This window comes from Gordonia polyisoprenivorans (assembly GCF_017654315.1).
GTDB lineage: Bacteria > Actinomycetota > Actinomycetes > Mycobacteriales > Mycobacteriaceae > Gordonia > Gordonia polyisoprenivorans_A.
Genome location: NZ_CP072203.1, coordinates 5,802,665 through 5,828,125, shown reverse-complemented (window position 1 = coordinate 5,828,125; position 25,461 = coordinate 5,802,665). Strand labels below are relative to the sequence as shown.

General features: G+C 67.4%; 20 protein-coding genes. 11 read left to right on the top strand and 9 right to left on the bottom strand.

The features are described from left to right. Nucleotides 1-345: 345 nt before the first annotated feature. A complete protein-coding gene (locus tag J6U32_RS26160; protein ID WP_208792823.1) occupies nt 346-732 on the bottom strand; it encodes a TraR/DksA family transcriptional regulator in 387 nt (128 codons plus the stop codon). An 87-nt stretch (nt 733-819) separates the two neighbouring features. On the opposite strand from J6U32_RS26160, the gene J6U32_RS26155 reads away from it, so the two are divergent. Further along, a complete protein-coding gene (locus J6U32_RS26155; RefSeq protein WP_208792822.1) occupies nt 820-1,230 on the top strand; it encodes a PPOX class F420-dependent oxidoreductase in 411 nt (136 codons plus the stop codon). Here the strand turns inward: J6U32_RS26155 and J6U32_RS26150 are convergent. Beyond that, on the bottom strand, nt 1,214-1,816 hold the full coding sequence (locus tag J6U32_RS26150; RefSeq protein WP_208792821.1) for a DUF6611 family protein: 603 nt from the start codon (nt 1,814-1,816) through the stop codon (nt 1,214-1,216). The genes J6U32_RS26155 and J6U32_RS26150 overlap by 17 nt on opposite strands. 415 nt (nt 1,817-2,231) lie before the next feature. Here J6U32_RS26150 and J6U32_RS26145 point away from each other — a divergent pair, with 415 nt between their 5' ends. The 8 genes from J6U32_RS26145 (at nt 2,232) to J6U32_RS26110 (ending at nt 12,734) form a co-directional block, all read left to right on the top strand. Beyond that, nucleotides 2,232-2,330: a potassium-transporting ATPase subunit F gene (locus tag J6U32_RS26145; protein WP_020169933.1), complete on the top strand. Its 99-nt coding sequence runs from the start codon at nt 2,232-2,234 to the stop codon at nt 2,328-2,330. A 5-nt stretch (nt 2,331-2,335) separates the two neighbouring features. Continuing rightward, complete coding sequence (kdpA, locus tag J6U32_RS26140; RefSeq protein WP_208792820.1) at nt 2,336-4,255, top strand: potassium-transporting ATPase subunit KdpA; 1,920 nt, start codon at nt 2,336-2,338, stop codon at nt 4,253-4,255. Then, on the top strand, nt 4,252-6,390 hold the full coding sequence (gene kdpB / locus J6U32_RS26135; protein ID WP_208792819.1) for a potassium-transporting ATPase subunit KdpB: 2,139 nt from the start codon (nt 4,252-4,254) through the stop codon (nt 6,388-6,390). Before kdpA ends, kdpB begins: the two co-directional genes overlap by 4 nt. Nucleotides 6,391-6,397: 7 nt before the next feature. Continuing rightward, nucleotides 6,398-7,024 (top strand): potassium-transporting ATPase subunit C, encoded by a 627-nt coding sequence (locus J6U32_RS26130; RefSeq protein WP_208792818.1) that lies wholly within the window; start codon nt 6,398-6,400, stop codon nt 7,022-7,024. A gap of 27 nt (nt 7,025-7,051) precedes the next feature. Beyond that, nucleotides 7,052-9,598 (top strand): sensor histidine kinase, encoded by a 2,547-nt coding sequence (locus J6U32_RS26125; RefSeq protein ID WP_208792817.1) that lies wholly within the window; start codon nt 7,052-7,054, stop codon nt 9,596-9,598. Beyond that, complete coding sequence (locus J6U32_RS26120) at nt 9,591-10,292, top strand: response regulator (RefSeq protein ID WP_208792816.1); 702 nt, start codon at nt 9,591-9,593, stop codon at nt 10,290-10,292. Before J6U32_RS26125 ends, J6U32_RS26120 begins: the two co-directional genes overlap by 8 nt. 212 nt (nt 10,293-10,504) lie before the next feature. Then, the gene (locus J6U32_RS26115; protein WP_208792815.1) at nt 10,505-11,251 is read left to right on the top strand and encodes a GntR family transcriptional regulator; all 747 of its coding nucleotides are present in this window, start codon (nt 10,505-10,507) and stop codon (nt 11,249-11,251) included. Nucleotides 11,252-11,342: 91 nt separating this feature from the next. Next, entirely contained in the window at nt 11,343-12,734 is a 1,392-nt protein-coding gene (locus J6U32_RS26110) for an MFS transporter (RefSeq protein WP_208792814.1), read from the top strand. Between the two features lie 190 nt (nt 12,735-12,924). On the opposite strand, the gene J6U32_RS26105 is transcribed toward J6U32_RS26110, so the two are convergent. The 7 genes from J6U32_RS26105 to J6U32_RS26075 form a co-directional block, all read right to left on the bottom strand. Next, complete coding sequence (locus J6U32_RS26105; RefSeq protein ID WP_208792813.1) at nt 12,925-14,118, bottom strand: M20 family metallopeptidase; 1,194 nt, start codon at nt 14,116-14,118, stop codon at nt 12,925-12,927. Beyond that, a complete protein-coding gene (locus J6U32_RS26100) occupies nt 14,115-15,347 on the bottom strand; it encodes a PLP-dependent aminotransferase family protein (protein WP_208792812.1) in 1,233 nt (410 codons plus the stop codon). The genes J6U32_RS26105 and J6U32_RS26100 overlap by 4 nt, the downstream gene beginning before the upstream one ends. A 9-nt stretch (nt 15,348-15,356) precedes the next feature. After that, nucleotides 15,357-16,550, bottom strand: coding sequence for a M24 family metallopeptidase (locus J6U32_RS26095; protein WP_208792811.1), 1,194 nt, complete (start codon nt 16,548-16,550; stop codon nt 15,357-15,359). A 51-nt stretch (nt 16,551-16,601) separates the two neighbouring features. Further along, nucleotides 16,602-18,095: an NAD-dependent succinate-semialdehyde dehydrogenase gene (locus tag J6U32_RS26090; protein WP_208792810.1), complete on the bottom strand. Its 1,494-nt coding sequence runs from the start codon at nt 18,093-18,095 to the stop codon at nt 16,602-16,604. After that, nucleotides 18,092-21,100 (bottom strand): FAD-binding and (Fe-S)-binding domain-containing protein, encoded by a 3,009-nt coding sequence (locus J6U32_RS26085; RefSeq protein ID WP_208792809.1) that lies wholly within the window; start codon nt 21,098-21,100, stop codon nt 18,092-18,094. Before J6U32_RS26085 ends, J6U32_RS26090 begins: the two co-directional genes overlap by 4 nt. Nucleotides 21,101-21,107: 7 nt before the next feature. Next, nucleotides 21,108-22,400 (bottom strand): aspartate aminotransferase family protein, encoded by a 1,293-nt coding sequence (locus J6U32_RS26080; protein WP_208792808.1) that lies wholly within the window; start codon nt 22,398-22,400, stop codon nt 21,108-21,110. A gap of 63 nt (nt 22,401-22,463) precedes the next feature. Beyond that, complete coding sequence (locus J6U32_RS26075; RefSeq protein ID WP_208792807.1) at nt 22,464-23,282, bottom strand: LLM class F420-dependent oxidoreductase; 819 nt, start codon at nt 23,280-23,282, stop codon at nt 22,464-22,466. A 74-nt stretch (nt 23,283-23,356) separates the two neighbouring features. Between J6U32_RS26075 and J6U32_RS26070 the strand changes: the two genes are divergently transcribed. Together J6U32_RS26070 and J6U32_RS26065 are read left to right on the top strand one after the other, a co-directional pair. Continuing rightward, complete coding sequence (locus J6U32_RS26070; protein WP_208792806.1) at nt 23,357-23,872, top strand: LacI family DNA-binding transcriptional regulator; 516 nt, start codon at nt 23,357-23,359, stop codon at nt 23,870-23,872. A gap of 112 nt (nt 23,873-23,984) precedes the next feature. Continuing rightward, entirely contained in the window at nt 23,985-25,421 is a 1,437-nt protein-coding gene (locus tag J6U32_RS26065; RefSeq protein WP_208792805.1) for a GntP family permease, read from the top strand. Nucleotides 25,422-25,461 lie beyond the last annotated feature (40 nt).

Sequence of the window (25,461 nt, the reverse complement as noted above, 5' to 3'; positions counted from 1 at the left end):
TGGCGAATCACCAGTGTCCGGCCTCTGCGTCTCGACGCTATGTACCGATTCGGGTTGCCACCACGGCCCGTGACCAAACGCGACGCATTAGCAACGCGGATAACGGTTTGATAACACCAAGCCGGCGACGGCGCTCGTCACGTCGCCGACGGCGCCCTCGGTGGCGCCGAGAGCGCTCCGGATGCGCTTATTGAGCGCTGTCAACGATATTTCGGGCGCTGTCGCGGGTGGGGAGGGCGCTGTCGCGGGTGGGGAGGGCGCTGTCGCGGGGGGGGAGGGCGCTGTCGCGGGAGGGGAGGGCGCTGTCGCGGGGGGGGAGGGGCGCTGTCGGCGGGTGGTGTGGCGTCACCACCGGGAGGTCGGGTTGCGCATCGCGCAGGCCACGCACTGCCGCGCGGCCGGTAGCACCTCCAGGCGTTCTGCGCCGATCGGCGAGCCGCAAGTCTCGCACCGCCCGTACTCGCCGTGGCCGACGCGCTCGAGGGCTGCGTCGATCTCGACCAGACGCGCCCGGGATCGCTCGACCTGGGCCACCAATTGGCCGCGTTCCACCGCGAGCGTCGAGCCCTCGGGGTCGTGCTCGTCGTCGGCGGCCTCGTCGGCGGTCGCCTCGATGACCGCCGAGAGTCGTTGTGACAGTGCGTCGATCAGTGCGGTGGTGCGTGCTCGCTCCGAGAGCAGCGCCTCTCGTGACGGGTCGGTCCCGTCTCGCATATCGCTGTCCCGGTGCATCATTTCTTTCTACGCCCACACGCCCTACGTCCACATGACTTGCACCTTCTGCGAAGTTCGCGGCGAGCGCAGCTCTACGATGGACCCGTGACCAGCGACCCGCACGGCAACACCGGCGCGCCCTTCGACGCCGCCACCACCGCCAAGTTCGTTCTCCTGACGACCTACCGCAAGGACGGCACCCCGGTGTCCTCGCCGCTGTGGGGCGTCACCGAGGGCAACGAGATGTTCATGTGGACGCCTGCCGACTCGTGGAAGATCAAACGTCTCCGCCGCAATCAGAAGGTCGTCGTCCAGGCGTGTGATCGCATGGGAAAGACGTTGGAGGGCAATCCGGTTGAGGGTCGGGCCGAGCTGCTCGACGAGGCGGGCACCGATCGCGCCAAGAAGTTGTTGGTCGGAAAGTATGGGCTACTCGCCCGACTCGTGATCGTCGGCAGCAAACTGCGTCGCGGATCAGCGGGCACCATCGGGTTCGCGATCAGGCCTGTCGCCTGAGGGCCGAGCTGTGGCGCCGCTCCGGTGTCTGGGTGCTCGCCTTGCGGAACCGCGGTCGCTCGAACACCGGCTTGTCAGGGGTGGTCAGCCGCAGGATCTGCGCCATGTCGGTGTGACAGCTCGCCCAGATGACCTCGTACTCCACCTCGTCGATTCGACCGTCGCGCAGGTCGGAGTCGGCATCGCGTAGTCGCGCGGAGATGCGCCGGATCAGCGCGATGTTCGACAGCGACGTCAGGTCGGCGTCGGGACCCGTCCAGCCCTCGACGGACACCGATGCCATACGGATGCTCCGGGTGCGTTCGGCGACCACGATCGCCAACCCCACCGACACCGCGATCGCCACCGCAAACGCGACGACGAGCGCGGAATTGACGTATCCGCAGACGAACGCCGTACCCAGGACAATGGCCGCGACGATCGCCGGTAGCCAGCGCCACGCCCGCATCCAGCGGCGCTGTTCGACCGAGGTCCCCGGCGGGTAGAGCACCATCCGGTCACGGACCCACTGGCGGGCATAACCGATCTGCACGTATCCCCATCGATAGTCGCCGGCGACGATGCGCCGCGGTGCTGTGCTGCTCATGACCTCAGGTCTAATCCGCCGATCCGTGCGCGGTAAGGGGTTCTCACACGTTCTCAACGCCGTGCGCTGGGATTTTGACGTGTCCTTGACGCGCGCCGTGAACTGTTCGGATCCCTCGGCGTCATGGCGTGATGATCGACGAGTCGGGCCGTCGCGACCGCCGGTGAGAAGGTCGCGTCAACATTGCCTGCCCGCGCGTATTGATCGCGTTAAGGCGCTTCGTCCGATCGGCATCGGGAGCGCAGAGTTGTCCTGCGCACCGGCCGCCGGCCGGTGCATCGGCATGGCCGTCGGGTGACTCGACGGTTGCGGTGTGAGGAGTGAGAGTGGCTGACTTCCTGTACGTTCTCGCCGCACTGGTGGGCTTCGCGTTGTGCGTGCTCGCCGTGCGCGCCGTCGACGTGAGGATCCGGCGATGACCGCCGACGGCGTGATCAACGTCGTCCTGCTGGCCCTCGCGGTGGTGACGGCCGTCTACCTGATGGTCGCGCTGATCTTCCCGGAAAGGTTCTGAGCCCGATGAATCCCGCTCTGGCCGCCACCTTGCAGGTGGCGCTCCTCCTCGTGGTGCTGGGCCTGGCCTATGTGCCGCTGGGCGACTACATGGCCTCGGTCTATCGCAGCGAACGTGACCTCGGGGCCGAGCGAGTGCTGTATCGCCTCGCCCGGATCGATCCGAAGCGCCAGCAGACCTGGGTCGGCTATGCCCTTGCGGTGCTGGCCTTCTCGGTCGTCAGCGTCGTGTTCCTCTACCTGCTGCAGCGACTGCAGGGTGTATTGCCCTGGGCCGACGGCAAACCCGGGATCAACCCGGCGACCGCGTTCAACACGGCGGTCTCCTTCGTCTCGAACACCAACTGGCAGTCGTACTCACCCGAACAGGTGATGAGCAACCTCACCCAGATGATCGGGCTGGCGGTGCAGAACTTCGCGTCGGCGGCGGTGGGCCTCGCGGTGGCCGTCGCGCTCATCCGTGGACTGGTGAACCGGCGCGGCGATGGTCAGCTCGGCAACTTCTGGGTCGATCTCGTCCGTGGTGTCATCCGAATCCTGTTACCGCTGAGCATCATCATGGCCGTCATCCTGATCACACAGGGTGCGGTCCAATCGTTCAAGACCGGCTTCGACTTCACCACGCTCAACGGTGGGTCGGCACACAGCGTCGTCGGACCGTTCGCCTCACAGGAGGCCATCAAAGAACTCGGAACCAACGGCGGCGGAACCCTCTCGGCCAACTCGGCCCACCCGTTCTCCAACCCGACGCCGCTGAGCAACATCGTGGAAATCATTGCGCTGCTGATCATCCCGGTGTGTCTCACACGGACCTACGGCACATTGGTCGGTGACCGCCGCCAGGGATACACCTTGCTCGGTGTGATGGCCTCACTGTGGGGCATCATGCTGGCCGTCTCCTGGTACTTCGAGTCGCGCACCAACGGTGTGGCCGCGCAGGTCGCGGGAGCGATGATGGAGGGCAAGGAACAACGATTCGGCATCCCGGCGTCGGTGTTGTTCGCGGTGTCGACGACGGGAACCTCGACCGGCGCGGTGAACTCCGCACACGACAGCTTCTCAGCCGGTGGTGGCGGTGTGTTGCTGTGGAACATGCTGCTCGGCGAGGTAGCGCCGGGCGGCGTGGGCTCGGGACTCTACGGAATCCTGATGATGGCGGTGGTCACCGTCTTCGTCGGCGGACTGCTGGTCGGACGGTCACCGGAGTTCCTCGGAAAGAAGTTCGGGCAGAACGAGATCACCATGGCAGCCCTCTATGTGCTGGTGATGCCGGCACTCGTACTGATCGGTGCGGGCATCACGGTGGTCCTCTCCTCGACACTCGACGCGCAGGGCAACGGTGGGTCGCCCGGAACCGCGGGGTCGATCCACGGATTCAGTGAGGTGCTCTACGCGTTCGCGTCGGCGGCCAACAACAACGGCAGCGCATTCGGTGGGCTGACCGTGACCAGCGACTGGTTCCAGAGCTCGTTGGGCTTCGCGATGCTCCTCGGCCGGTTCCTGCCGATCGTGTTCGTGCTGGCGTTGGCCGGTCTGTTGGCGCGCCAGCGGCCGCGGGGTGCGAAGGCCGGTGGGTTGGAACCAGCAGCGGGGCAGGAGGTCTCGAGGCTCGGCGCCGGGGCGCCTCGCACCTCGACCACCGAGAAGGCGGCGCCCGGTACCTCGACCATCGAGAAGGCGGCGCCTCGCACCTCGAGCATCGAGAAGGGGGCGCCTCGCACCTCGACCATCGAGAAGGCGGCGGTCGGTGACGACGCCGAGGCCGGTGGCGCGGTCGCGCTCGAGGCCCGCACCGACACCGCATCGACCCTGCCGACGCACGGACTCCTGTTCGGCGCGTTGTTGTTCGGAACCATCCTGCTCGTCGCGGGACTCACCTTCTTCCCGGCCATGGCGCTGGGACCGATCGCGGAGGCAGCTCTGTGAGTGTGGATACGATCGACCGGACCGACGGCGGACACCAGCCCACCGACGAGTCCGCCGACTCCCCGGAACTGGTGTCGGGCGGCGCATTCGACGCCCGCAGCCTGATCACCTCGCTGCCGCAGGCGGCGCGCAAACTGAACCCCAAGGACCAAGCCCGCAATCCGGTGATGTTCGTGGTGTTCCTCGGCGCCATCGTCACCACGGTGCTCGCGATCTGGCGGCCGTCGTGGTTCTCCTGGCTGATCGCCGCATGGCTGTGGTTCACGGTGATCTTCGCCAACCTCGCCGAGGCCGTCGCCGAGGGACGCGGCCGCGCGCAAGCGGACAGCCTGCGAAAGGTCAAGCGTGACACCATGGCCCGACGGATCGGTGCCGACGGTTCGACGGTCTCGGTCTCGGGCAGCGATCTCGTGGTCGGCGACCGGATCATCGTCGAGGCCGGTGAGGTGATCGCCGGTGACGGCGACGTCATCGAGGGCATCGCGACCGTCGACGAGTCGGCGATCACCGGCGAATCCGCGCCGGTGGTCCGCGAATCCGGTGGTGACCGATGCGCTGTCACCGGCGGCACCGTCGTGCTGTCGGATCGCATCATCGTCAAGATCACCACCGCGCCCGGAGAGACCTTCGTCGACCGGATGATCGCGCTCGTCGAGGGTGCCGCCCGCAAGAAGACCCCCAACGAGATCGCGCTGGACATCCTGCTCGCCAGCCTGACGGTGATCTTCCTGCTCGCCGTCGTCGCGGTCGGCCCGATGCAGCAGTACGCCGGGCAGAGCCCCGATCCGATCAAGTTGATCGCGTTGCTGGTCTGCCTCATCCCGACGACGATCGGGGCGCTGCTGTCCTCGATCGGTATCGCCGGGATGGATCGACTGGTGCAACGCAATGTGCTGGCGATGTCGGGCCGCGCGGTCGAGGCCGCCGGCGACATCGACACCCTGCTGATGGACAAGACCGGCACCATCACCTTCGGTAACCGGCCGGCCACCGAGATCTTCCCCGGTCCCGACACCTCCACTGCCGACCTCGCGTCCGCCGCGTATCGGTGCAGTCTGGCCGACGACACCCCCGAAGGCCGCAGCATCGTCGATCTCTGTCTGCAGGAGCATCAGGTCACCCCGATGGCCGCCGATGACGCCGACGCGGCGCGCGGTGGTGTTCACCCGAACTACGACGTCGTGGCCTTCACCGCCGAAACCCGTATGAGCGGAATCGATCTGCACGACGGCCCGTCCGACGTCGAATACCGCAAGGGCGCCGCCGACGCGGTGACCCGCTGGATCGGCCGGCTCGGCGGCTCGGTACCGGAGGTCGTCACCGATCGCGTCGCCGAGATCTCGCAGGGTGGTGGCACGCCGCTACTGGTCGCCGTCCACGACGCCGACGGCGCACGCATCCTCGGTACCCTCCAGCTCTCCGACGTGGTCAAGCCCGGAATGCGTTCGCGCTTTGCGCAACTGCGGGCGATGGGCATCCGCACGGTGATGGTCACCGGTGACAATCCGTTGACCGCCAAGGCGATTGCCGACGAAGCGGGCGTCGACGACTTCGTCGCCGAGGCCACCCCGGAGGACAAACTCGCCCTGATCCGGTCCGAACAGGCAGGTGGGCGGCTGGTCGCGATGACCGGCGACGGCACCAACGACGCCCCCGCGCTGGCGCAGGCCGACGTCGGGCTGGCCATGAACACCGGGACGTCGGCGGCCAAGGAAGCCGGCAACATGGTCGACCTCGATTCCGACCCGACCAAGCTGATCGAGGTCGTCGCCATCGGCAAGCAACTGCTGATCACCCGCGGCGCGCTGACGACGTTCTCGCTGGCCAACGACCTCGCGAAGTACTTCGCGATCCTGCCGGCGATGTTCGCGGTCATCTATCCGCAACTGCACGTGCTCAACATCATGCACCTGCATTCGGCGCAGTCGGCGATCGTCTCGGCGATCGTGTTCAACGCCCTGATCATCGTCGCGCTCATCCCGCTGTCGTTGCGTGGCGTCAAATACCGGCCCAGCTCGGCCTCGCGCCTGCTCGGCCGCAATCTGCTGATCTACGGCCTCGGTGGCGTCGTGTCACCGTTCGTCGGGATCTGGTTGATCGATCTCGTGGTCCGTTTCCTTCCGGGAATGGGGTGAGGAAGTCATGAACACCGTCATCTCCACCTTCGTGCGGCAGTGTGTCGCCGCGATCGGTGTCCTGCTCGCGCTGACCGTCGTCGTCGGCGTCGCCTATCCGGCGGTCGTGTGGGCGGCCTCCCGATTGGACACCCACGCCGCCGAGGGCTCCCAGGTGGTTGACGCCCGTGGCTGCGCAGCCGGTTCCTCGATCATCGGAATCGACCCACAACCCGTTGCCGGACAGCCTGATTCGTTCCTGCACGCCCGTGTGCTCGGATCGGCCGACAACCCGATGGCGCCGGGTGACCCGTCGTCGTCGGCGGCGAGCAACCAGGGACCCAACAGCCAGACGCTGGCCACCGAGATCGAGGCGCGCCGAAAGATCATCGCGCAGCGCGAAGGGGTGGCACCGACGGCGGTGCCGGTCGACGCGGTCACCGGTTCCGGGTCGGGTCTGGACCCCGACATCAGTCCGGCATACGCGGCACTGCAGGTACCCCGCATCGCCCGCAACAGCGGCCGCACCCCCGCACAGGTCCAGGCGATCATCGACGCGCACACCTCCGGCCGGCAGTGGGGCTTCCTGGGTCAGCCGACCGTCGATGTGCTCGAGGTGAATCTCGCCCTGGGACACACCGTGTGCCGGTCGTGACGGCACTTCGCCGATAGACTCGGACGCATGGTTTCTACTGCCGACGCCCGGGGCACCCTGGAGGTTTTCCTCGGCTGCGCCCCGGGCGTGGGCAAGACCTATGAGATGCTTGCGCACGCACACGATCTGATCGGTGAGGGCGCCGACGTGGTGATCGCCGTCGTGGAGTCCCACGGGCGGTCGGCGACGGCCGGTCTGATCGAGGGCATCGAGGTGATACCGCGACGCCGCATCGTCTACCGGGGTACCGAGCTGGAGGAGATGGACCTCGACGCGGTGCTGGCCCGCCACCCGCAGGTGGCCCTCGTCGACGAACTCGCCCACTCCAACGTCCCGGGATCGGCGAATGCCAAGCGCTGGCAAGACATCGACGTCCTCCGGGATGCCGGGATCGACGTGCTCACCACAGTCAACATCCAGCATCTCGAGAGTCTGAACGATGTGGTCGCCCAGATCACCGGCGTCACCCAGCGGGAGACCGTGCCCGACGCGGTGGTGCGCGCCGCCGACCAGATCGAGCTCGTCGACATCGCCCCGCAGGCACTGCGGCAACGACTCTCGGCGGGCAAGGTCTATCCCAGTGGCCGGATCGACGGCGCGCTCGCCAACTACTTTCGTCAGGGCAATCTGACCGCCCTGCGTGAGCTGGCGTTGCTGTGGCTGGCCGACCGCGTCGACGACAATCTGGCCGATTATCGTGCCGCGCATGCGATCACCGATACCTGGGAGGCTCGGGAACGGGTGGTGGTGGCGATCACCGGTGGGGCCGAATCGTCGACGCTGATCCGCCGCGCCAGCCGCATCGCCTCACGGTCGAGTGCCGAGCTGATCGTCGTACACGTGGTCCGCGGTGACGGGCTGGCCGGACGCTCCGGTGTGGAACTGTCCGAACTGACCGAACTGGCCGCCGGATTCGGTGCGCGCGTGCACTCCATCGTCGGCGACGACATCCCCACCACGCTGCTGGAATTCGCGCGCGGGGTCAACGCGACCCAGCTGGTACTCGGCACGTCTCGGCGGCCGCGGTGGAAGCGCATCTTCGACGAGGGGGTCGGCGCGACGGTCGTCGCCAGCAGCGGACGGATCGACGTCCACATGGTCACCCACGAGGAGACCGCGAAACGCAACCGCCTCGACATCCGCGAGACCCGGTTCCACCGGCCGCTGAGTTGGGTCCTGGCGGTGGTGGTACCGCTGGTGATGACGGGCATCCTGGCCATCCTCGACCGCTGGCTCGGATTCGCCAGTGAGACAGCGTTGTTCTTCGTCACCGTGCTGGCGATCTCGATGCTCGGCGGTGTTGCGCCGGCCGCATTGTCGGCGGTGGTCTCCGGTGTTCTGCTCAACTACTTCTTCACCGCACCGCGGTTCACCCTGACCATCAACGAGCCGGACAATCTGATCACCATCCTGGTGATGCTCGTCATCGCGATAGCGGTTGCTGCGCTGGTGGATTCGGCCACGGTCCGGCGGGTGCAGGCGCAACGGGCGGCGCGTGAGGCCGAACTGCTGGCGGTGTTCAGTGACGCCGTCCTCGGCGGCGCGGATGTGGCGGGTCTGCTCGAACGCGTCCGGGAGACCTACGATCAGCGTGCGGTGTCGGTGGTGCGCCGCCGGGCCGACGGGACCGTCGAGGTCAGTGCGGCGGTGGGAGAGGGCCCACCACAACGTGATTCGGAAGCCGATACCGTTCTGCCCGCGCGGGGCGACGAGTACGAGTTGCTGCTGTGCGGGGCGTCGCCGGAGGCGCAGGATCGTCGGGTGCTCACGGCGGTCGCCACCCAGGCGGCCGCCGCCCTCGAACGCGCCGACCTCGAGGCCGGGGCCGCCGCCGCGCGGGCCCTTACGCAGACCGACGAGCTCAGGCGGGCGTTGCTGTCGGCGGTGAGCCACGATCTGCGTACCCCGCTGGCCGGTGCGAAGGCGGCCGTGTCGAGTCTGCGCAGCGAGGAGGTGACGTTCTCGCCGGAGGACACCGCCGAATTGTTGGCCACCATCGAGGAATCCGTCGATCAGCTCTCGGCTCTGGTTGCCAACCTGCTGGACTCGTCGCGGCTCGAGGCCGGTGCGATCCGTCCGAACATGGCTCGCACCTATCTCGTCGAGGTGGTGCATCGGGCGGCCAACCGCAGCGGACCGGCCGCCGCGGGGATCACCTTCCGGTTCGGTCATGTCTGGGCATGGACCGACGGCGGGTTGCTGGAACGGGTGCTGGCCAATCTCATCGACAACGCGGTGCGCCACGGCGGCGGGCAGGTCGAGGTGGCGACCTCGCTCGACGAGTCGGACCCGCAGTCGCCGCGCACGATCATCGAGGTCGTCGACCACGGGCCCGGGATTCCGGTCGAACGGCGTGAGCAGATCTTCGACGACTTCCGCCAGGGCTTCGATCGCAACGGCTCCGATGGCGGTGTGGGGCTGGGTCTTTCGGTGGCCCAGGGTTTCACCTCGACGATGGGTGGCAACCTCGCCGTCGTCGACACCCCCGGTGGTGGCACGACGATGGTGGTGGATCTGCCCGCCACCGAACAGTCGGAGCGATCCGCTCCCGTGGAGGGGGTGACGCATGGTTGACGGGGCACGCGTGCTCGTCGTCGACGACGAGCCACAGTTGTTGCGGGCGTTGCGGATCAACCTGAAAGCACGCGGCTTCGACGTCACGACCGCGGCGACCGGTGCGGCCGCCCTGGCGGCGGCGGCCAAGACCAACCCACAGGCGGTGGTGTTGGATCTGGGGCTCCCCGACATCGACGGATTCGAGGTGCTCGCCGGTCTGCGCGGGTGGACGAACGTGCCGGTGATCGTGTTGTCGGCCCGCGGTGAGGCTGTCGACAAGGTCGCCGCCCTCGATGCCGGTGCCGATGACTACGTGACCAAACCCTTTGGGATGGAAGAGTTCGTCGCACGTTTGCGGGCCGCGATCCGACGCGGGGCGGGTTCGTCGGGGGAGCCGAGCGCCGAGAACCCGGTGGTGTCGGCCGGATCGTTCACGGTCGACCTCGGCGCCAAACAGGTCACGCGTGACGGCGAACGGGTACATCTGACTCCCACGGAGTGGGGAGTGCTGGAGATGCTGGTGCGCAACGAGGGCAAGTTGGTGGGTCAGCGCGAGATCCTGACCGGTGTGTGGGGGCCGACATACACCGGCCAGTCGAACTATCTGCGCGTCTACCTTGCCAGCCTGCGCCGCAAACTCGAGGAGGACCCTGCTCACCCCAGGCATCTGCTCACCGAGGCGGGGATGGGCTACCGGTTCGTTCGGGAATGAGTCCGATGTTGTTGTCACCGGACCGACCATCGGGGTAGATTGTCAACAATCTAACAATTGACGCTGCGGCATGCGACGGGTGGTCTTCGTGACAAATCTCCGCCTCAGACGCGTCGTCGCAGCTCACCGGGTTGTATGCGGTGCGCGCTGGCCGAAATGCGCAGCGGAAAGCTGACATTGGGCCGTGCAGCGAGTAAGAAGGAAGAACAGAGATGGCGAATATGCGGTCTGCTGGGGATGATGGTTCGGCCTCCGCACGCAAACGCGTGCTGGCGCCGATCGTGCAGGAGTCCACACCTGCGATCATCGCCCGGAAGTTGCATGAGGCCATCGCCAACGGTAGTTTTCCGCCTGGTTCGCAGTTGACGGAATCGGGTCTGGCTGCCGACCTCGGGGTCAGCCGTGGTCCGTTGCGCGAGGCGATGCAGCGGCTCACCGCAGAGGGTCTGCTGGTGAGCCACCGCAACCGGGGTCTGTTCGTCGTCTCGATGGACGATGACGACATACGCGACATGTACATAGCACGCACCGCCGTCGAACGGGCCGCGATCGAGCAGGTCATCTCCACCGATGACCCGGAATCGGTTGCGGCCCTCAATGATGCGGTGGCCATGATGCGTGAGTGCATCGATGATCCGAACGGTGAAGCCATGGCCGAAGCGGATATGCGGTTCCATCAGCGATTGGTGGAAGCCGCAGGTAGTCAGCGTCTTTCGCGGCTGCACGAGACGATCCGCGTGGAGACGCGAATGTGTCTGCGGGCCATGCGAGGAACGTACGCCTCGGGAAAGGAACGAATCGACGAACACCAGGCATTGGTGGACGCCATCGCGGCAGGAGATCCGCAGGCGGCCGACGTGCTGATGATCGAACACATGAGGGATGGGCTGCACCGCTTGATCGGTGACGCCGTGGGCGGACAGGAGGGGTCCGGGTCCACTGCGGAGATCGCGTTGTAAGGCAACGCGATCGACATCGCCCTCGCGATCATCGCCCACCGATGTGAGTCAGCCCGACGACACTGGCCCCGACTCCACCAGGAAGGCACAGATGGCTACGGCAAACTCCTCGGCAACATATGAGGATCTCGCGCCCGATCCGGAATCGCGCGAAGGAAAAGCGCTACTGCGCAAAGCGATCGCCGCATCGGCAATCGGCAACGCCACCGAGTGGTACGACTACGGCGTCTACGCCGCGACCACCACCTATCTCACCCACGCGTTCTTTCCCGGTCATCTCGGCACGATCGGCACCATGCTCGGCTTCGCGATCTCGTTCGTGTTGCGTCCGCTCGGCGGCATGATCTGGGGGCCGATCGGCGACCGGATCGGACGAAAGTCCGTGCTGGCGATGACGATCCTGCTCATCTCGGGGGCAACGGCACTGATCGGTGTGTTGCCCACGCATGCGGTGGCGGGGATCTGGGCACCGGTTCTGCTCATCACACTGCGCGTGATCCAGGGATTCTCGACCGGCGGCGAATACGGCGGCGCCGCAACGTTCATGGCCGAGTACGCCCCCGATCGAAAGCGCGGCCGATTCGGCTCGTTCCTCGAATTCGGCACCCTTGCCGGCTTCTCGGCAGGCACCGCGATCGTGCTGCTGCTCGAACTGCTCCTCAGTGACGATCAGATGCAGACGTGGGGCTGGCGCATCCCGTTCTTGATCGCGCTGCCGATGGGTCTCATCGGTCTGTACCTGCGCTCGCAGATGGAGGACACCCCGGTCTTTCAGGAACTCGAGCAGGACAACGAGATCAAGGGCACGGCCTGGACCAGGTTCAAGGATCTCCTCTCGAACTACTGGCAGCCGATCCTGACCATGTTCGGCATGGTGATCGCGTTGAACGTCGTCAACTACACCCTGCTCGCCTACCAACCGACCTACCTCAAGAGCACGATCGGGTTGTCGGAGTCGTCGGGCTCGACCGTTGTGCTCATCGGCCAGCTCGCGATGATGGTCGCGATCCCGTTCTTCGGTGCGTGGTCGGATCGGACCGGCCGAAAACCGATGTGGTGGGGCTCGCTGATCGGCCTCTTCGTGCTCGCGCTACCGCTGTACTGGCTGATGGGTCAGGGATTCGCCTGGGCCATCATCGGATTCGTCGTTCTCGGATTGCTCTACATACCGCAGCTCGCCACGATCTCGGCGACCTTCCCGGCGATGTTCCCGACCCAGGTGCGTTACGCGGGGTTCGCCATCTCCTACAACGTCGCCACCGCAGCCTTCGGTGGTACCGCTCCGCTGGTCAACGACGCCGTCGTCGGCGACACCGGCTGGCTGCTGTTCCCGGCCATCTACATGATGGGGGCGTGTGCCATCGGCATGATCGCGATGATGTTCCTCAAGGAGACCGCGGGCTGCTCGATCCGCGGCACCGAGATCCCGGAGCGGACCGAGGATTTCGCGGTCGCCGACGAAAATGTTGGGGTGCGGAGCTGACGGTCGCGGGGTGATGTGGTGAACGCGGGTGGTGCAACAATGGGAAACCGGCAGCGGTGCAAGGGGTCTCGAGGCTCCTCGCTATCGCTCGTCGCACCTCGACCACCGGGACCAGGGACCAACCTCGACTTATCGGGGCCGGGGCCCGGGGGCAACCTCGACCAACCTCGACCACCGGAAAATTGGGCGTTCAGGCGCGCGGACCGAGAAGGGTCAGGGCCATCTGGGTGTATGCCCTTGCAGCCGTGACCACGTCGGCGATCCGGACGGTCTCGTCGGGCTGGTGGGCCTGGGTGTTGATGTCGCCGGGACCGCAGACGACGGCCGGGATGCCGAGGTCGCGGCTGACGAAGCCACCGTCGCAGGCGGCGCTCCACCCGCCCACGGAGGTGGCGACGCCGAGGCTCTCGAGTGCGCCGACAGCGGTGGCGACGAGGCGGTGATCGGCGGGTGTCTCGAAGCCTGGCATCTCCATGGTGACCCGCACGTCGACGCCGATGCCGTCGGAATCGATGCCCGCCTGGGCGATTCGGGTGCGTAGCGCGTCGGCGACGCCGCCGGCGGTCTCGTCGGGCATCAGCCTGCGGTCGATGCCGAGCGCGGCCATCGGGGCGACGACGGAGATGCCCTGCCCGCCGGAGATGGTGCCGACATTCCATGTCCCAGAACCCAGTAGGCCGTCGGCGCGGGCGGTCATCGCCTCGTGGTCGGCGCGAATGAGGTCGACGATCGCGGCGGCGGCGTAGATGGCGCTGCGGCCGTCGTCGGGGCGTCCGGAGTGCGCGGCGCGACCGGTCACGTCGATCTCGATGTAGGACGCGCCGCGGCATCCGCGGACAACGGTGAGATCGGTCGGCTCGGCCACCACGCACCCCAGGAACTCGCCGGGGTGATCGGTGACGAGATCCCGCACGCCGCTGCCGTGTTCCTCCTCGTCGACCGTGCACACCAGTTGCACCGGGCCGGTGAGCTCGACGCCGGAGGACGCCAGCGCCGACATGGCGGTCACGATCGCGGCGAGCCCGCCCTTCATGTCGGTGGTGCCGCGGCCGATGATCGATCCGTCGGCGATGCGCGCACGGTAGGGGTCGCCGGTCCATCCGGGGCCCGCGGGCACGACGTCGGAGTGACCGAGGAACATCAGACCCGGGCCGTTGCCGCCGGGCAGGGTGGCGACGAGATTCGGCCGGCCGGGCGCGACCTCATGCGTACTGACCACGAACCCGGCGTTCTGGCATGCCTTCTCGAGGACGGCGACGGCCTGTGCCTCGGTGCCGCCGGGGTTCTCGCTGGGCGCCTGCACCAGCGCGACCGTCAGATCGGTGATCTCGTCGGCGTCGATGGGCAGGGCGTCGATCGGCAGGGGTCGGGGTGCACCGTTCACCCGGTCATCTTCTCAAGACTGCCGGTCAGGCGTCGGATACCCTCCTCGATTCGTTCGGGAGTACTCGAGGCGAAGCACAGGCGCAGGGCGTTGCGGAAGCGCCCGCCCGGGGACAGTGCCGGGCCGGGAATGAAGGCGACGCCGTCGGCCAAGGCCACCTCGAACAGTTCGCGGGTGTCGATCTCGGCGAACTCGCCCTGCAGGGTCAGCCACAGGAAGAAGCCGCCCTCCGGGTTGGTGGTGGTGACATGTTCGCCCAGATGGCGCCCGATGGAGTCGAGCATCGCGTCCTTGCGCGCCCGGTAGAGCGTGCGCAGCGAGGCGAGGTGATCGGTCAGGCCGCCGCGCGAGATGTATTCGGCGACGATGTGCTGATTGGGGACGTTGGTGCAGGTGTCCATGGCCTGTTTGCCGTTGATCAGCAGTTGCCGCAGCGACGGGTCGGCATCAACCCAGCCGACCCGCCAGCCCGGCGCGAGGATCTTGGAGAAGGTGCGCACCGAGAACACCAGCGGATCGGCGGGCGAGAGGGTCTGGAAGGTGGGGATGTCTTCGCCGGCGAAGCGCAGGAGCCCGTACGGGTCGTCGTCGATGATCACCGCACCCCAATGGTGGGCCAGCCGCAGAAGTTCTCTGCGGCGCTCCTCCGACAGCGTGACGCCCGACGGATTCTGGAACGTCGGGATCGTGTAGATCGCCTTGGGCGTGCGGCGGGTGCGGGCGACGAGGTCGACGAGGGTGTCGATCTGCATGCCGTCGTCGTCGACCGGCACCTCGAGCAGTTGCGCGCCGTAGGACAGGGCCGTGGCGCTGCCGTTGGTGTAGGTGGGCGACTCGACGACGACGAGGTCGCCGGGATCGACGAACAACTTGGAGGCCAAGTCGAGGCCCTGCATGCCACCGGTGGTGATGACGAGCCGGTCGTGGCTCGACGGGTCCGGGGTGGTGGCGAGGTAGTCGACGAGCAACTGCAGCAGTCGTGGTTCGCCCTCGGTGGCGCCGTAGGTGAACGAGGTGTTGTCGAGGATCGCCCCGGCGATCTCCCGGAACTCGTCGGCGGGCACCGCCTCGTCGGCGGGGGAGCCCATCGCGAATCGCACGATGTCGTGGCTCTGTGCAGCCAGCAGCGAGGTCGACGAGTCGATCATGGATCCGACGAGATCCTTGGCGCGTCCGGCGAGTGGGATCGTGGGGGCAGTGTGCGTGGCGGCGGGGTGGATGGTGGTCATGTCCTCACCTCATTTCTGGATCAGTTCGCGGGGGAAACTGGTGAAGGTCTCCACACCGGTCGGGCTGACGCGCACCGACTCGGACAGCTCGAAACCGTAGTTGTCCATCCACATTCCGCAGATGATGTGGAAGGTCATGTTGGTCTCCAGGATCGTCTCGTCCTCGGTGCGGATGCTGATGGTGCGTTCGCCCCAATCCGGTGGATAGCCGATACCGATGGAATAGCCCAGCCGGGACGGCTTTTCGAGGCCGTACTTGGCGAGGGTCCAGTTCCAGGTGGAGGCGAGCTCGCGGGTCGGCACCCCGGGACGGATCGCGTCGAGCACATTGTTCAGGCCTTCGGCGGTGGCCTGGGCGACGTAATCCAGATCGTTGGACGGCTTGCCGAGCGCGACGGTCCGCGCGAGTGGGCAGTGATATCTGTTGTGTGCGCCGGTCAATTCGATGACGACGGCCTCGTTCTCGACGAATGTCCCCTGGTGCCAGGTGAGATGCGGGGTGTCGGCGGCCGCGCCGGTCGGCATCATCGGCACGATGGCCGGATAGTCGCCGCCGAACTCCTCGGTGCCGGTGATCTGGGCCTGGGAGATGACGGCTGCCGCATCGCATTGCCGCACACCGACATCGATGGTGTCGATCGCCGCGCGCATCGCCTCCGAGCACACCATCCCGGCCTGCCGCATCAGCTGGATCTCGGCGTCGGACTTGACCGACCGGACCCAGTTGACCAGCTCGAAGCCGTCGACGAGTTTCCACTCCGGGATCGCGTTGTACAGGGCCCGATAGGCTTTCGGTGTGAAATAGTGCGAATCCATCTCCAGGCCGACCGAACCGGCCTTGGACGCCGGGGCGATGAGGTGGCGCTGGCGCAGTGCCCACGCGACCCAGTCGAACGGGTGGACGTGGGGCCGGTGGACGTAGCTCTCCGGGTAGCCGACGATCTGCTCCTCGGGAAGCCACGTGGTGCGGTGTGCGCCATGGGCATCCATCTCGCGGGCGAAGAAGACCATGTCGCCCTCGATGGGCACGAACAGCATCTGTGGCGTGTAGAACGACCACGCGTTGTAGCCGATGAGATAGAAGAGATTCGCTGGTTCGGTGACGATGAGTGCCGAAAGACCTTGCAGATCCATCGCTTCGCGCACCCGGGTCAGCCTCCGCTCGTACTCGCTGTCGGTGAACAGCTGCGCGCCGAGGTACATTCATCGCCTCCTTCGTGGCGTCGTGGCTTCTCCTGGTTCGGCCGGTGGGTGTCAGCGCCGACGGACCGGGCTGGAGGTGTATTTGACGTCGAGGAACTCCTCGATGCCCAGCCGGCCACCTTCGCGACCCAGGCCCGACTGTTTGATCCCGCCGAACGGTGCTGCGGGGTTGGAGACCAGCCCGGTGTTGAGACCGACCATCCCGACCTCGAGGGCATCGGCGAGATCGGACAGCCGGTCGGCGTTCTCACTGCAAACGTAACCGACAAGTCCCCACGGCGTGGAGTTGGCGAGGGAGAGGACCTTCTGATCTGCGTCGATACCGTTGCCGTCGAAGGGGATCAGGGCTGCGACCGGACCGAAGATCTCGGTGTGGACAAGGTCGGCGTCGGGATCGACCTCGGTCAGCACGGTCGGCAGGTAGAAATGCCCGGCGCCGTCGACGCGGGCACCGCCGCAACGCACCTGGGCGCCGCGGTCGACGGCGTCGGCGACGAGACGTTCGACCTTGGCGACGGCTTTCTCCTCGATGAGCGGTCCGACGGTGGTGCCCTCGACTGCGCCGTCACCGACGGTCAGGGCGCTCATCCGCTCGGTGAGCGCGTCGGCGAACTCGTCGAACACGCTGCGGTGTACGAAGATCCGGTTCGCGGCGGTGCACGCCTGTCCCATGTTGCGCATCTTCGCGACCATCACGGCGTCGACGGCGCGGGTGACGTCGGCGTCGTCGCACACGATGAACGGGGCGTTGCCGCCCAACTCCATCGACGTGCGCATGACTTGCTCGGCGGCCTGGGCGATGAGCAGCTTGCCGACTTCGGTGGAGCCGGTGAAACTGACCTTGCGGGCCAGACCCGACGCCATCCACGCCCCGACGACGGCTCCGGGATCGGTGGTGGTGACGACGTTGAGGACGCCGTCGGGCAGACCGGCCTCACGCAGCACGTCGGCGAGCAACAGCGAGGTCAACGGGGTGAGCTCGGCGGGTTTGAACACCATCGTGCACCCGGCCGCGACGGCCGGCCCGATCTTGCGGGTTCCCATGGCCAGCGGGAAGTTCCACGGCGTGATCAGTACGCACGGACCGACCGGGCGGCGGGTGACGACGATCCGGTTACCGCCGTCGCCGGTGGTGGTGGCGTCACCGCTGATACGCACCGCCTCCTCGGCGAACCATCGGAAGAACTCGGCGCCGTAGGCGACCTCACCCCGCGCCTCGGCCAACGGCTTACCCATCTCTGCGGTCATCACCGCGGCGAACTCGTCGGTGCGATCGATGATGATTTGGTAAGCCCGATAAAGGATCTCGCTACGCTCGCGAGGACTCGTCGCGGCCCACCGCGCCTGCGTGTCGGCGGCGACCCGCACCGCGGCCAGCGCGTCGTCGGCTCCGGCGTCGGCGACCGACGCCAGGATCTCCCCGGTGGCCGGGTTCTCCACATCGAACCGCCGGCCCGATGCCGCAGGCTGCCAGTGGCCGTCGATGAGGAGGTCGGTGTGGATGCCCGCGATGGCCGGGACGGTGCGGGATTCGGTGGTGGTCATGCGGAACCTCCATGGGTGTCGGGCGCTCTCGGCGTGATCGGGGGCGCTGTCGGCGCGGGTGCGAGGAGTTCGGCGAGATGGATACCGGTGGCGTTGATCAGTGGGTCGGTGGCGGTGAGGTGCTCGACGCTCATCGCGCAACTGAATCCGTCGGTCACGACCGGCGTGGTGGAGTCGGCGCGCAGGGCCGGTGCGAGGGCGTGCTCGGCGACGGCGACACTGACGTCGTAGTGGCCGCGTTCGAACCCGAAGTTGCCTGCCACACCGCAGCATCCGTCGGCGGTGCGGACCTGCACGCCGAGTCGCGACAGTACCTGTGCACCGGTGCCGGCGCCGAACGTCGCGTACTCGTGGCAGTGGGTTTGCAGCGTGACCGCCGTCGGGAGACCGGTGGGGGTGAAGCCGGCGTCGAGCAGGTGCCCGACGATCGAGGCGACGCTGTGCACACGCGCGGACACCCGCCGGGCCGCGGCGGTGTCGACGAGGTCGGGAAGATCCTTGCGCAAGGCTGCGGCGCAACTCGGTTCGGGGACCACGATCGGCCGGTCGGTGCCGTCGTCGAGGAGTTCGGCGGTGTGCGCGAGGGTCTTTCGGGCCCGAGACAGTTGCCCGGTCGAGATCCAGGTGAGCCCGCAGCAGGCGTCGCTGCGGCAGCCGACGCTCTCACCGGTGGCGCCGAGCAACCGTGCGGTGGCGGTGGCGACGTGCGGCCGGAAGGCTCGGGTGAAGGTGTCGACCAGCAAGACCGTGTCGGTGGTGTCGGTGACCGCGGGCAGCGGGGCAAGGTGGGTGCGCACCTCGCGGCGGGTGGCGAAGGCGGGCATCGCGCGGCGAGCGTCGAGGCCGCCGAGCCGAGCGGCCAAGCGGCGCAACGGCGGTGCACCCATCGACCGGTTGATCAACGGTGCCGCAGCCGTCGCGAGCGGTAGCCACGCCGGCATCCAGCCCAGGGAGTAATGCGACGCCGGACGGAGTCGTCGGCGGTAGTGATGGTCGAGGAACTCCGACTTGTAGGACGCCATGTCGACGCCCGTCGGGCAATCGGTGGAACACGCCTTGCACGACAGGCACAGATCCAGGGCGTCGGCGACGTCGGTGGACCGCCAACCGGATTCGACGGTCGGCGCGGTGCGGACCATCTCCTGAAGGACGCGTGCCCGACCACGGGTGGAGTCCTTCTCGTCGCGGGTGGCCCGATAACTCGGGCACATGACGCCGCCGGACGAGGTACGACACCGGCCCACCCCGATGCAGCCCTGCACGGAATGGATGAAGGAATCGAGCGATCCCGTAAGACTCGAGCCTTGTTGGGCGAGCGAACCGGCATCGATCCACACCCGATTCGGCACCTCGGCGAGAGCCAGATCGGCGGTGATCGGCGCAGGCTCGACGACGGCCGTCGGGTTGAGGAGCCCCAACGGATCCCAGAGTCGCTTGAAATCGTCGAAGGCGCGCAACATCTCCGGTGAATACATGATCGGCAACAACTCCGAACGCGCTCGCCCGTCGCCGTGCTCACCCGACAGCGATCCGCCGTGCGACACCACCAGATGCGCTGCATCCGTACAGAATCGGCGCATGACCGAACGGCCCTCGGTGGTGCGTAGATCGAAGGTGATGCGCACGTGCATACACCCGGCGCCGAAGTGGCCGTACATGACGCCGGTGAGGCCGTGCTCGTCGAGAAGTCGCTTGAAGTCGACGAGGTAGTCGGCAAGACGATCGGGTGCGACGGCGGCATCCTCCCATCCGGGCCACGACTCGTAGGTGTGGTCCTCGGTGATCAGGCGGGCCGAGAGTCCCGCGCCGTCCTCACGGACCCGCCACAGCGATGACCGCACCGCGGGGTCGGAGACGACGGTCGCGTCCACCATGCGGCCGGTCGCGCGTAGCTCGGCGAGCAGGCGATCGATGGTGGCCGGTACGTCGACCGCCGATTGTGCTGCCGCGCTGGTGTCGTCGAGATCGATGAACAGCCACGCGTCACCGTCGGGAAGTCCGGCGACCGAGTCCGGTCCGCGTCGGGCGGCCATGGTGGAGACGATCTTGCGGTCGATCCCCTCGATCGCCGACGGCTCGAACGGCAGGATGGCCGGCACGTCGCGTGCGGCGTCGGCGACAGAGCGATAGCCGACACAGAGCAGCAGCTGTGAGGTCGGCACGGGTACCAGACGAACGACGGCCGAGGTGACGATCGCGCAGCCGCCCTCGCTGCCGACGAGCGCCCGAGCGACGTCGAAACCGTGCTCCGGCAACAGGTGTGAGAGGTGATACCCCGACACCTGGCGCGGAATGGTATCGAGGTCGGTGCGCAGGATCGCGAGATTGCGGCCGACGAGATCGCGCAGTGCCGCGGTGAGTTCGGTTGCGCGGGAATCGGCCTCGGCGTCGTCGGGCTCGGTGGCATGCACCCCGGTCCGGGTGGCGGTGAGGCGTAGACCGTCGGCGGTCACCAGATGCAGTGCCTCGACATGATCGCTGGTGCGTCCGTGGCGAACCGAGTGATTGCCGCAGGCGTCGTTGCCGATCGCACCGCCCAGGGTGGCCCGCGACGCCGACGACGGATCGGGGGCGAAGGTCAGCCGACCGTCGGTGCGGGCGCGCACCTGCGCGGCGAGTTCGGTGAGGATCACCCCGGAATCGGCGGTGACCGTGCGTGAGTCGGCGTCGACGACGCCGACCGTCCGCATGTGCCGCGACAGGTCGATGACGATGCCGGCGCCGATCGCGTTGCCCGCCATGGAGGTTCCGCCGCCGCGGGCGATGATCGGCACCTCGTGGCGGTGGCACAGCCGTGCGGTGAGTGCGACCTCGTCAGCATTGCGGGGGAACACCACCGCCAGCGGAGGTACCCGATAGTTGGAGGCGTCGTAGGAGTATTCCGCGCGCCGGCGGGTCGAGGCGTCGACGAGCAGATCGTGGGCGGTCAGGTCGTCGAGGAGCGCGCCGGCCGCGTCGTCGGCATCGGGAACAGGCCCCACCGCCCGCTGCGCCACACCTGTCATGAGCTGATCATGCTCCGAGAACCGAATGCACCGCAGCGCCAAAGCGTTCGATCCCGAGCGCGATCTCGTCGGCGGTGACGACGAGTGCGGGGATCAGGCGCACCACATTGCCCGCAGGACCGCAGGTCAGGGTCAGCAACCCGTGGGCGGTGGTGGCGCGCTGAACCGCGAGTGCGGTCGCGGCGTCGGGTATGCGACGGTCACCGTCGCGGGTGACGAATTCGATGCCGATCATCAGGCCGAGTCCGCGGACGTCGCCGACGGTGTCGAGTCCGGCGGTCACCTCGCGGATACCGGTGAGGAGTTGCTCTCCGCGGATGGCGGCGTTGTCGACGAGGTTCTCCTCGGCGATCACCTCGAGGGTGGCGACCGCGGCTGCCGCGGCGACGGCGTTGCCGCCGTAGGTGCCGCCCTGCGAACCCGGCCAGGCCTTGGCCATCAGGTCGGTGGGTGCGGCGATCGCCGAGATCGGGAAGCCGGAGGCGAGTCCCTTGGCGGTGATCAGGATGTCGGGGCTGATCGGGGCATGCTGGTGGCCCCAGAACCGTCCGGTGCGACCGAAGCCGGCCTGGACCTCGTCGAGGATCAGTAGGATGCCGTGGCGATCGGCGCGCTCGCGCAATCCGGCGAGAAACCTTGGGGGAGTGGGGAGATAGCCGCCGTCGCCGAGGACGGGTTCGATGAGGAAGGCGGCGGTGTCGTCGGGCGCCACGCGTGAGGTGAGCAGGTAGTCGAGTTCGGTGAGGGCGAAATCGACGGCGGTCTCGGTGTCCCAGCCGTAGCGGTAGGCGTAGGGAAACGGGGCCATGTGCACCCCGCCCATCAGTGGGGAGAAGCCTGCGGAGAACCGGGTGCCCGCGGTGGTGAGGCTGGCCGCGGCGACGGTGCGTCCGTGAAAACCACCCTGGAACACAACGATGTTGGGCCGCGCTGTGGCCATCCGGGCCAGTCGGATTGCGGCCTCGACGGCCTCCGACCCGGAGTTCGCGTAGAACACCGAGTCGAGGCCGAGCGGGAGGACCCCGCCGAGTTTCGCCGTCAGTTCGAGCAACGGCGGATGCATGACCGTCGTGTACTGGGCGTGAATGACCTTGGCGCACTGCTCCTGAGCGGCGGCGACCACCCGCGGGTGGCAATGGCCGGTGCTGGTGACCCCGATGCCGGTGGTGAAGTCGAGGTAGGACTGGCCGTCGGTCCCGTACACCCACGAGCCCTGCGCGTGATCGACGATCACCGGCGTGGCCTGTTTGAGGATGGGGGACAAGGTCGCGGTCTGGGTGAGGTGTTCGACGGCGGTCATGGGACCACGGTGACGGCCAATCGTCGGATTGTCAACAATTGGACAGCGGCGCCGGTGGTGACGTCAGGCGTTGCGCGCGTCGCGCCAGGCGACCAGATCGCGGATGGGTCCGGGATCCCAGGTCGGGGCCTCGAGTCCGACGGTGAAGATCCGCGTACCGACGGCGTACAACTTCTCCGCCGACGCCGGATAGTCGTCGAGATCCTCGGGAAAGCGTCCCGGCTTCGGGCTCACCCCGGCCGAGCGCACGATCTCGCCGGGATCGCGCCCGACCCGAACGCACCAGTCGTCGAGCACCCGGTGCTTGTGGGCGATGGTCTCGGCGTCACCGAAGCCGTGCCAGATGTCGGCGTGCTGCGCGGCGATCCGCAGGGTCACCTTCTCGCCGCCACCGCCGATGAGGATCGGGATTCTGCGCGTGGGAACCGGATTCAGCCGGTCCCAGCGCTCCCGGATCGCCGGTAGATCGTCGTCGAGGGCCCGCAAACGTTGTGCCACCGTGCCGAATTCGAATCCGTAGGAGGTGTAGTCGCGCTCGAACCAGCCGGCGCCGATGCCGAGGATCAACCGGCCCGTACCGTCACGCGCACTGATGTGGTCGACGGTGCGTGCCATGTCGGCCAACAGGTTCGGGTTCCGGTAACCCACGGACGAGACCAGAACGCCCAACTCGACGCGGTCGGTCGATTCGGCCCAGGCCGACAGGGTGGTCCACGCCTCGAAATGGCGGCCGTCGGGATCACCGGACAACGGAAAGAAGTGATCCCACGTGAGCAGCATGTCGGCGCCGAGTTCCTCGACCAGCGCCGCGGCGCGACGCAGATCGGCGAACGAGGCGTGCTGGGGCTTGACCTGAACGGCAATGCGCGCCGGCTGTGTCATGGGACCAGCCTAGGGGCGTAGGAGGCTTGTGCCATGCTGTGAACAAGTTCATGTCCGAACGTCGTGTTCCGACCATGAGTCCCTCAGGAGGCCGGCGGATGAAGCGGGTGTCGCTCGCCGATGTGGCGCGCGCCGCCGGTGTCGGCAAGGCCACCGCCTCCCGCGCGCTGTCCGGCCGTGACGAGGTCGGCGAGGCCACTCGTGCGCGCATCGCCGAGATCGCCGAGACGATGGGGTACCAGCCCCATCGGGGGGCGCAGGCGCTGCGGACCGGACGTTTCGGCGTCTTGGCGATCTCCGTGCCGCTCGACGACGACGCTGCCGGTGACCTGCTGCGATCGGCGGCGAGCGCAGCCGCCGCGCGTGGGTATCAGCTGCTCGTGGTCGCCGCCGAGGCGACCGGACCGTCGACTTCTGCACTCCGGTCACTGTCGGTCGACGGCATTCTCGTCGTCGGAACCGATATCGGCGGTCTCGGCGTCCCGACGGTGACGATGAGCACCGCCGATGGCGACATCCCGACGCGCACGGCCGAGGCCGTCGCCCTGCTGCTCGAGCACGTGGAGACGTCCGCGGCGGCCGGTCGGTAGCTCCCGCCACGCGGTTGACATTCCGGTGTGAGCCTGCTCATACTCGTCCGGAATCGATTCCGGAACGGTCCACCGCGGTCCGGAACGCTCGTGACGAAGGGGTGTAATTCTCGTGACTGCACATGGTTGGTATCTCCTACTCGTTCTGGTGGGAGCCATCGCCTGTCTCATCCTGCTCATCAATTCGAGGATCAAACTCCACCCGTTCGTGGCGCTTCTGGTGGTGTCCGTCGCAGCCGGGCTGCTGGCCGGTGAATCGCCCCACGACCTCGCGGCGAGCATGGAGGACGGCGCCGGCAGCATCCTCGGTGACGTGGGCCTGACCCTTGCACTGGGAACGATGTTGGGGCGACTCATGGCCGATTCGGGGGCGACCAATCGCATCGCCGAGGCGATCGTCAATCGATCCACCACGCGGACCCTGCCGCTGATGATGACCGCGGCGGCCTTCGTCATCGGCATTCCCATGTTCTTCGAGGTCGGTCTGATCATCTTGCTGCCGTTGGTGTTCAGCGTTGCCGAACGCGTCCGCGCGGAGCGGCCCGATGTGCGCTCGCCGTATGTGATCCTGGTGATCCCGACCATCGCGGCGCTGGCGACCCTGCACGGCATGGTGCCCCCGCACCCCGGCCCGTTGGTGGCCATCGACGGCCTGCACGCCGACCTCGGCAAGACGATCCTGATCGGATTCGCCTGTGCGGTACCGACAGTGCTGATCGCGGGCCCCCTGTTCGCGCGTTTCATGCAGAGCCGCGTGACCGTCGACCCCGATCCGATGCTGATCGAGCAGTTCACCGGGGCGTCGGGGCCGGCGCCCGCGCGGAGCCTGGCCGGTGCCGGTGTGCCGGCAGGCGGCGCCGCGACCACCGAGCGCGTTCGAACCGAGGTGCCGATCGGTATCGCGTTGAGTGCCATCGCGTTGCCCGTCGTGCTCATGCTGGTGCGCACTCTCGCCGAGATCATCTGGCCCGGCGGAAATGTGTTCGTGCAGGCCGCGACCCTCGTCGGTACGCCGGTGATCGCGATGCTCATCGGATTCTTGTACGCGCTGTTCTTCCTGGGTTTCGCCCGTGGTCGCAAGGGCGAGGAACTGCGGCGCTCCGGTGCGGAGAGTCTGAAGGCGATCGTCGGCATCCTGCTGATCATCGGCGGCGGTGGGGCGTTCAACGGCGTACTCAAGGGATCGGGCATCGGCGACGCGGTGGCTGCCGCGGCATCCCATCTGCACATCGGGGTGATCGTGCTGGCCTGGCTGCTGGCCCTGCTGCTCTCCGCGTCGACCGGCTCGGCCACCGTGGGCATCGTGTCGTCGACGGGGATCGTTGCGCCGCTTGTTGCCTCATCGGGGAGCTGGCAGGCATCCCTGGTGGTCGTGGCGATCGGTGCGGGCTCGATCGGACTGAACTACGTGAACCACGCCGGCTTCTGGCTCGTCAAGGAGTCCTTCGGCATGACCCTGGGGCAGGCCACGAGAATTCACACCTCGACCCAAACCATCGTCAGCGTCGTCGGATTGGCGATGGTGCTGATCCTGTCGTGCTTCACGTGATCGGGTCACGTGAGGCACGGGGTGCCCGGATGGTGGAACC

Bases quoted from the DNA above. Each gene is read 5' to 3' on its own strand.
- J6U32_RS26160 (WP_208792823.1), bottom strand. From the start codon at position 732: ATGCACCGGGACAGCGATATGCGAGACGGGACCGACCCGTCACGAGAG.
- J6U32_RS26150 (WP_208792821.1), bottom strand. From the start codon at position 1,816: ATGAGCAGCACAGCACCGCGGCGCATCGTCGCCGGCGACTATCGATGG.
- J6U32_RS26145 (WP_020169933.1), top strand. From the start codon at position 2,232: ATGACCGCCGACGGCGTGATCAACGTCGTCCTGCTGGCCCTCGCGGTG.
- kdpA (WP_208792820.1), top strand. From the start codon at position 2,336: ATGAATCCCGCTCTGGCCGCCACCTTGCAGGTGGCGCTCCTCCTCGTG.
- J6U32_RS26130 (WP_208792818.1), top strand. From the start codon at position 6,398: ATGAACACCGTCATCTCCACCTTCGTGCGGCAGTGTGTCGCCGCGATC.
- J6U32_RS26125 (WP_208792817.1), top strand. From the start codon at position 7,052: ATGGTTTCTACTGCCGACGCCCGGGGCACCCTGGAGGTTTTCCTCGGC.
- J6U32_RS26120 (WP_208792816.1), top strand. From the start codon at position 9,591: ATGGTTGACGGGGCACGCGTGCTCGTCGTCGACGACGAGCCACAGTTG.
- J6U32_RS26115 (WP_208792815.1), top strand. From the start codon at position 10,505: ATGGCGAATATGCGGTCTGCTGGGGATGATGGTTCGGCCTCCGCACGC.
- J6U32_RS26110 (WP_208792814.1), top strand. From the start codon at position 11,343: ATGGCTACGGCAAACTCCTCGGCAACATATGAGGATCTCGCGCCCGAT.
- J6U32_RS26100 (WP_208792812.1), bottom strand. From the start codon at position 15,347: ATGACCACCATCCACCCCGCCGCCACGCACACTGCCCCCACGATCCCA.
- J6U32_RS26095 (WP_208792811.1), bottom strand. From the start codon at position 16,550: ATGTACCTCGGCGCGCAGCTGTTCACCGACAGCGAGTACGAGCGGAGG.
- J6U32_RS26090 (WP_208792810.1), bottom strand. From the start codon at position 18,095: ATGACCACCACCGAATCCCGCACCGTCCCGGCCATCGCGGGCATCCAC.
- J6U32_RS26085 (WP_208792809.1), bottom strand. From the start codon at position 21,100: ATGACAGGTGTGGCGCAGCGGGCGGTGGGGCCTGTTCCCGATGCCGAC.
- J6U32_RS26080 (WP_208792808.1), bottom strand. From the start codon at position 22,400: ATGACCGCCGTCGAACACCTCACCCAGACCGCGACCTTGTCCCCCATC.
- J6U32_RS26075 (WP_208792807.1), bottom strand. From the start codon at position 23,282: ATGACACAGCCGGCGCGCATTGCCGTTCAGGTCAAGCCCCAGCACGCC.
- J6U32_RS26070 (WP_208792806.1), top strand. From the start codon at position 23,357: ATGAGTCCCTCAGGAGGCCGGCGGATGAAGCGGGTGTCGCTCGCCGAT.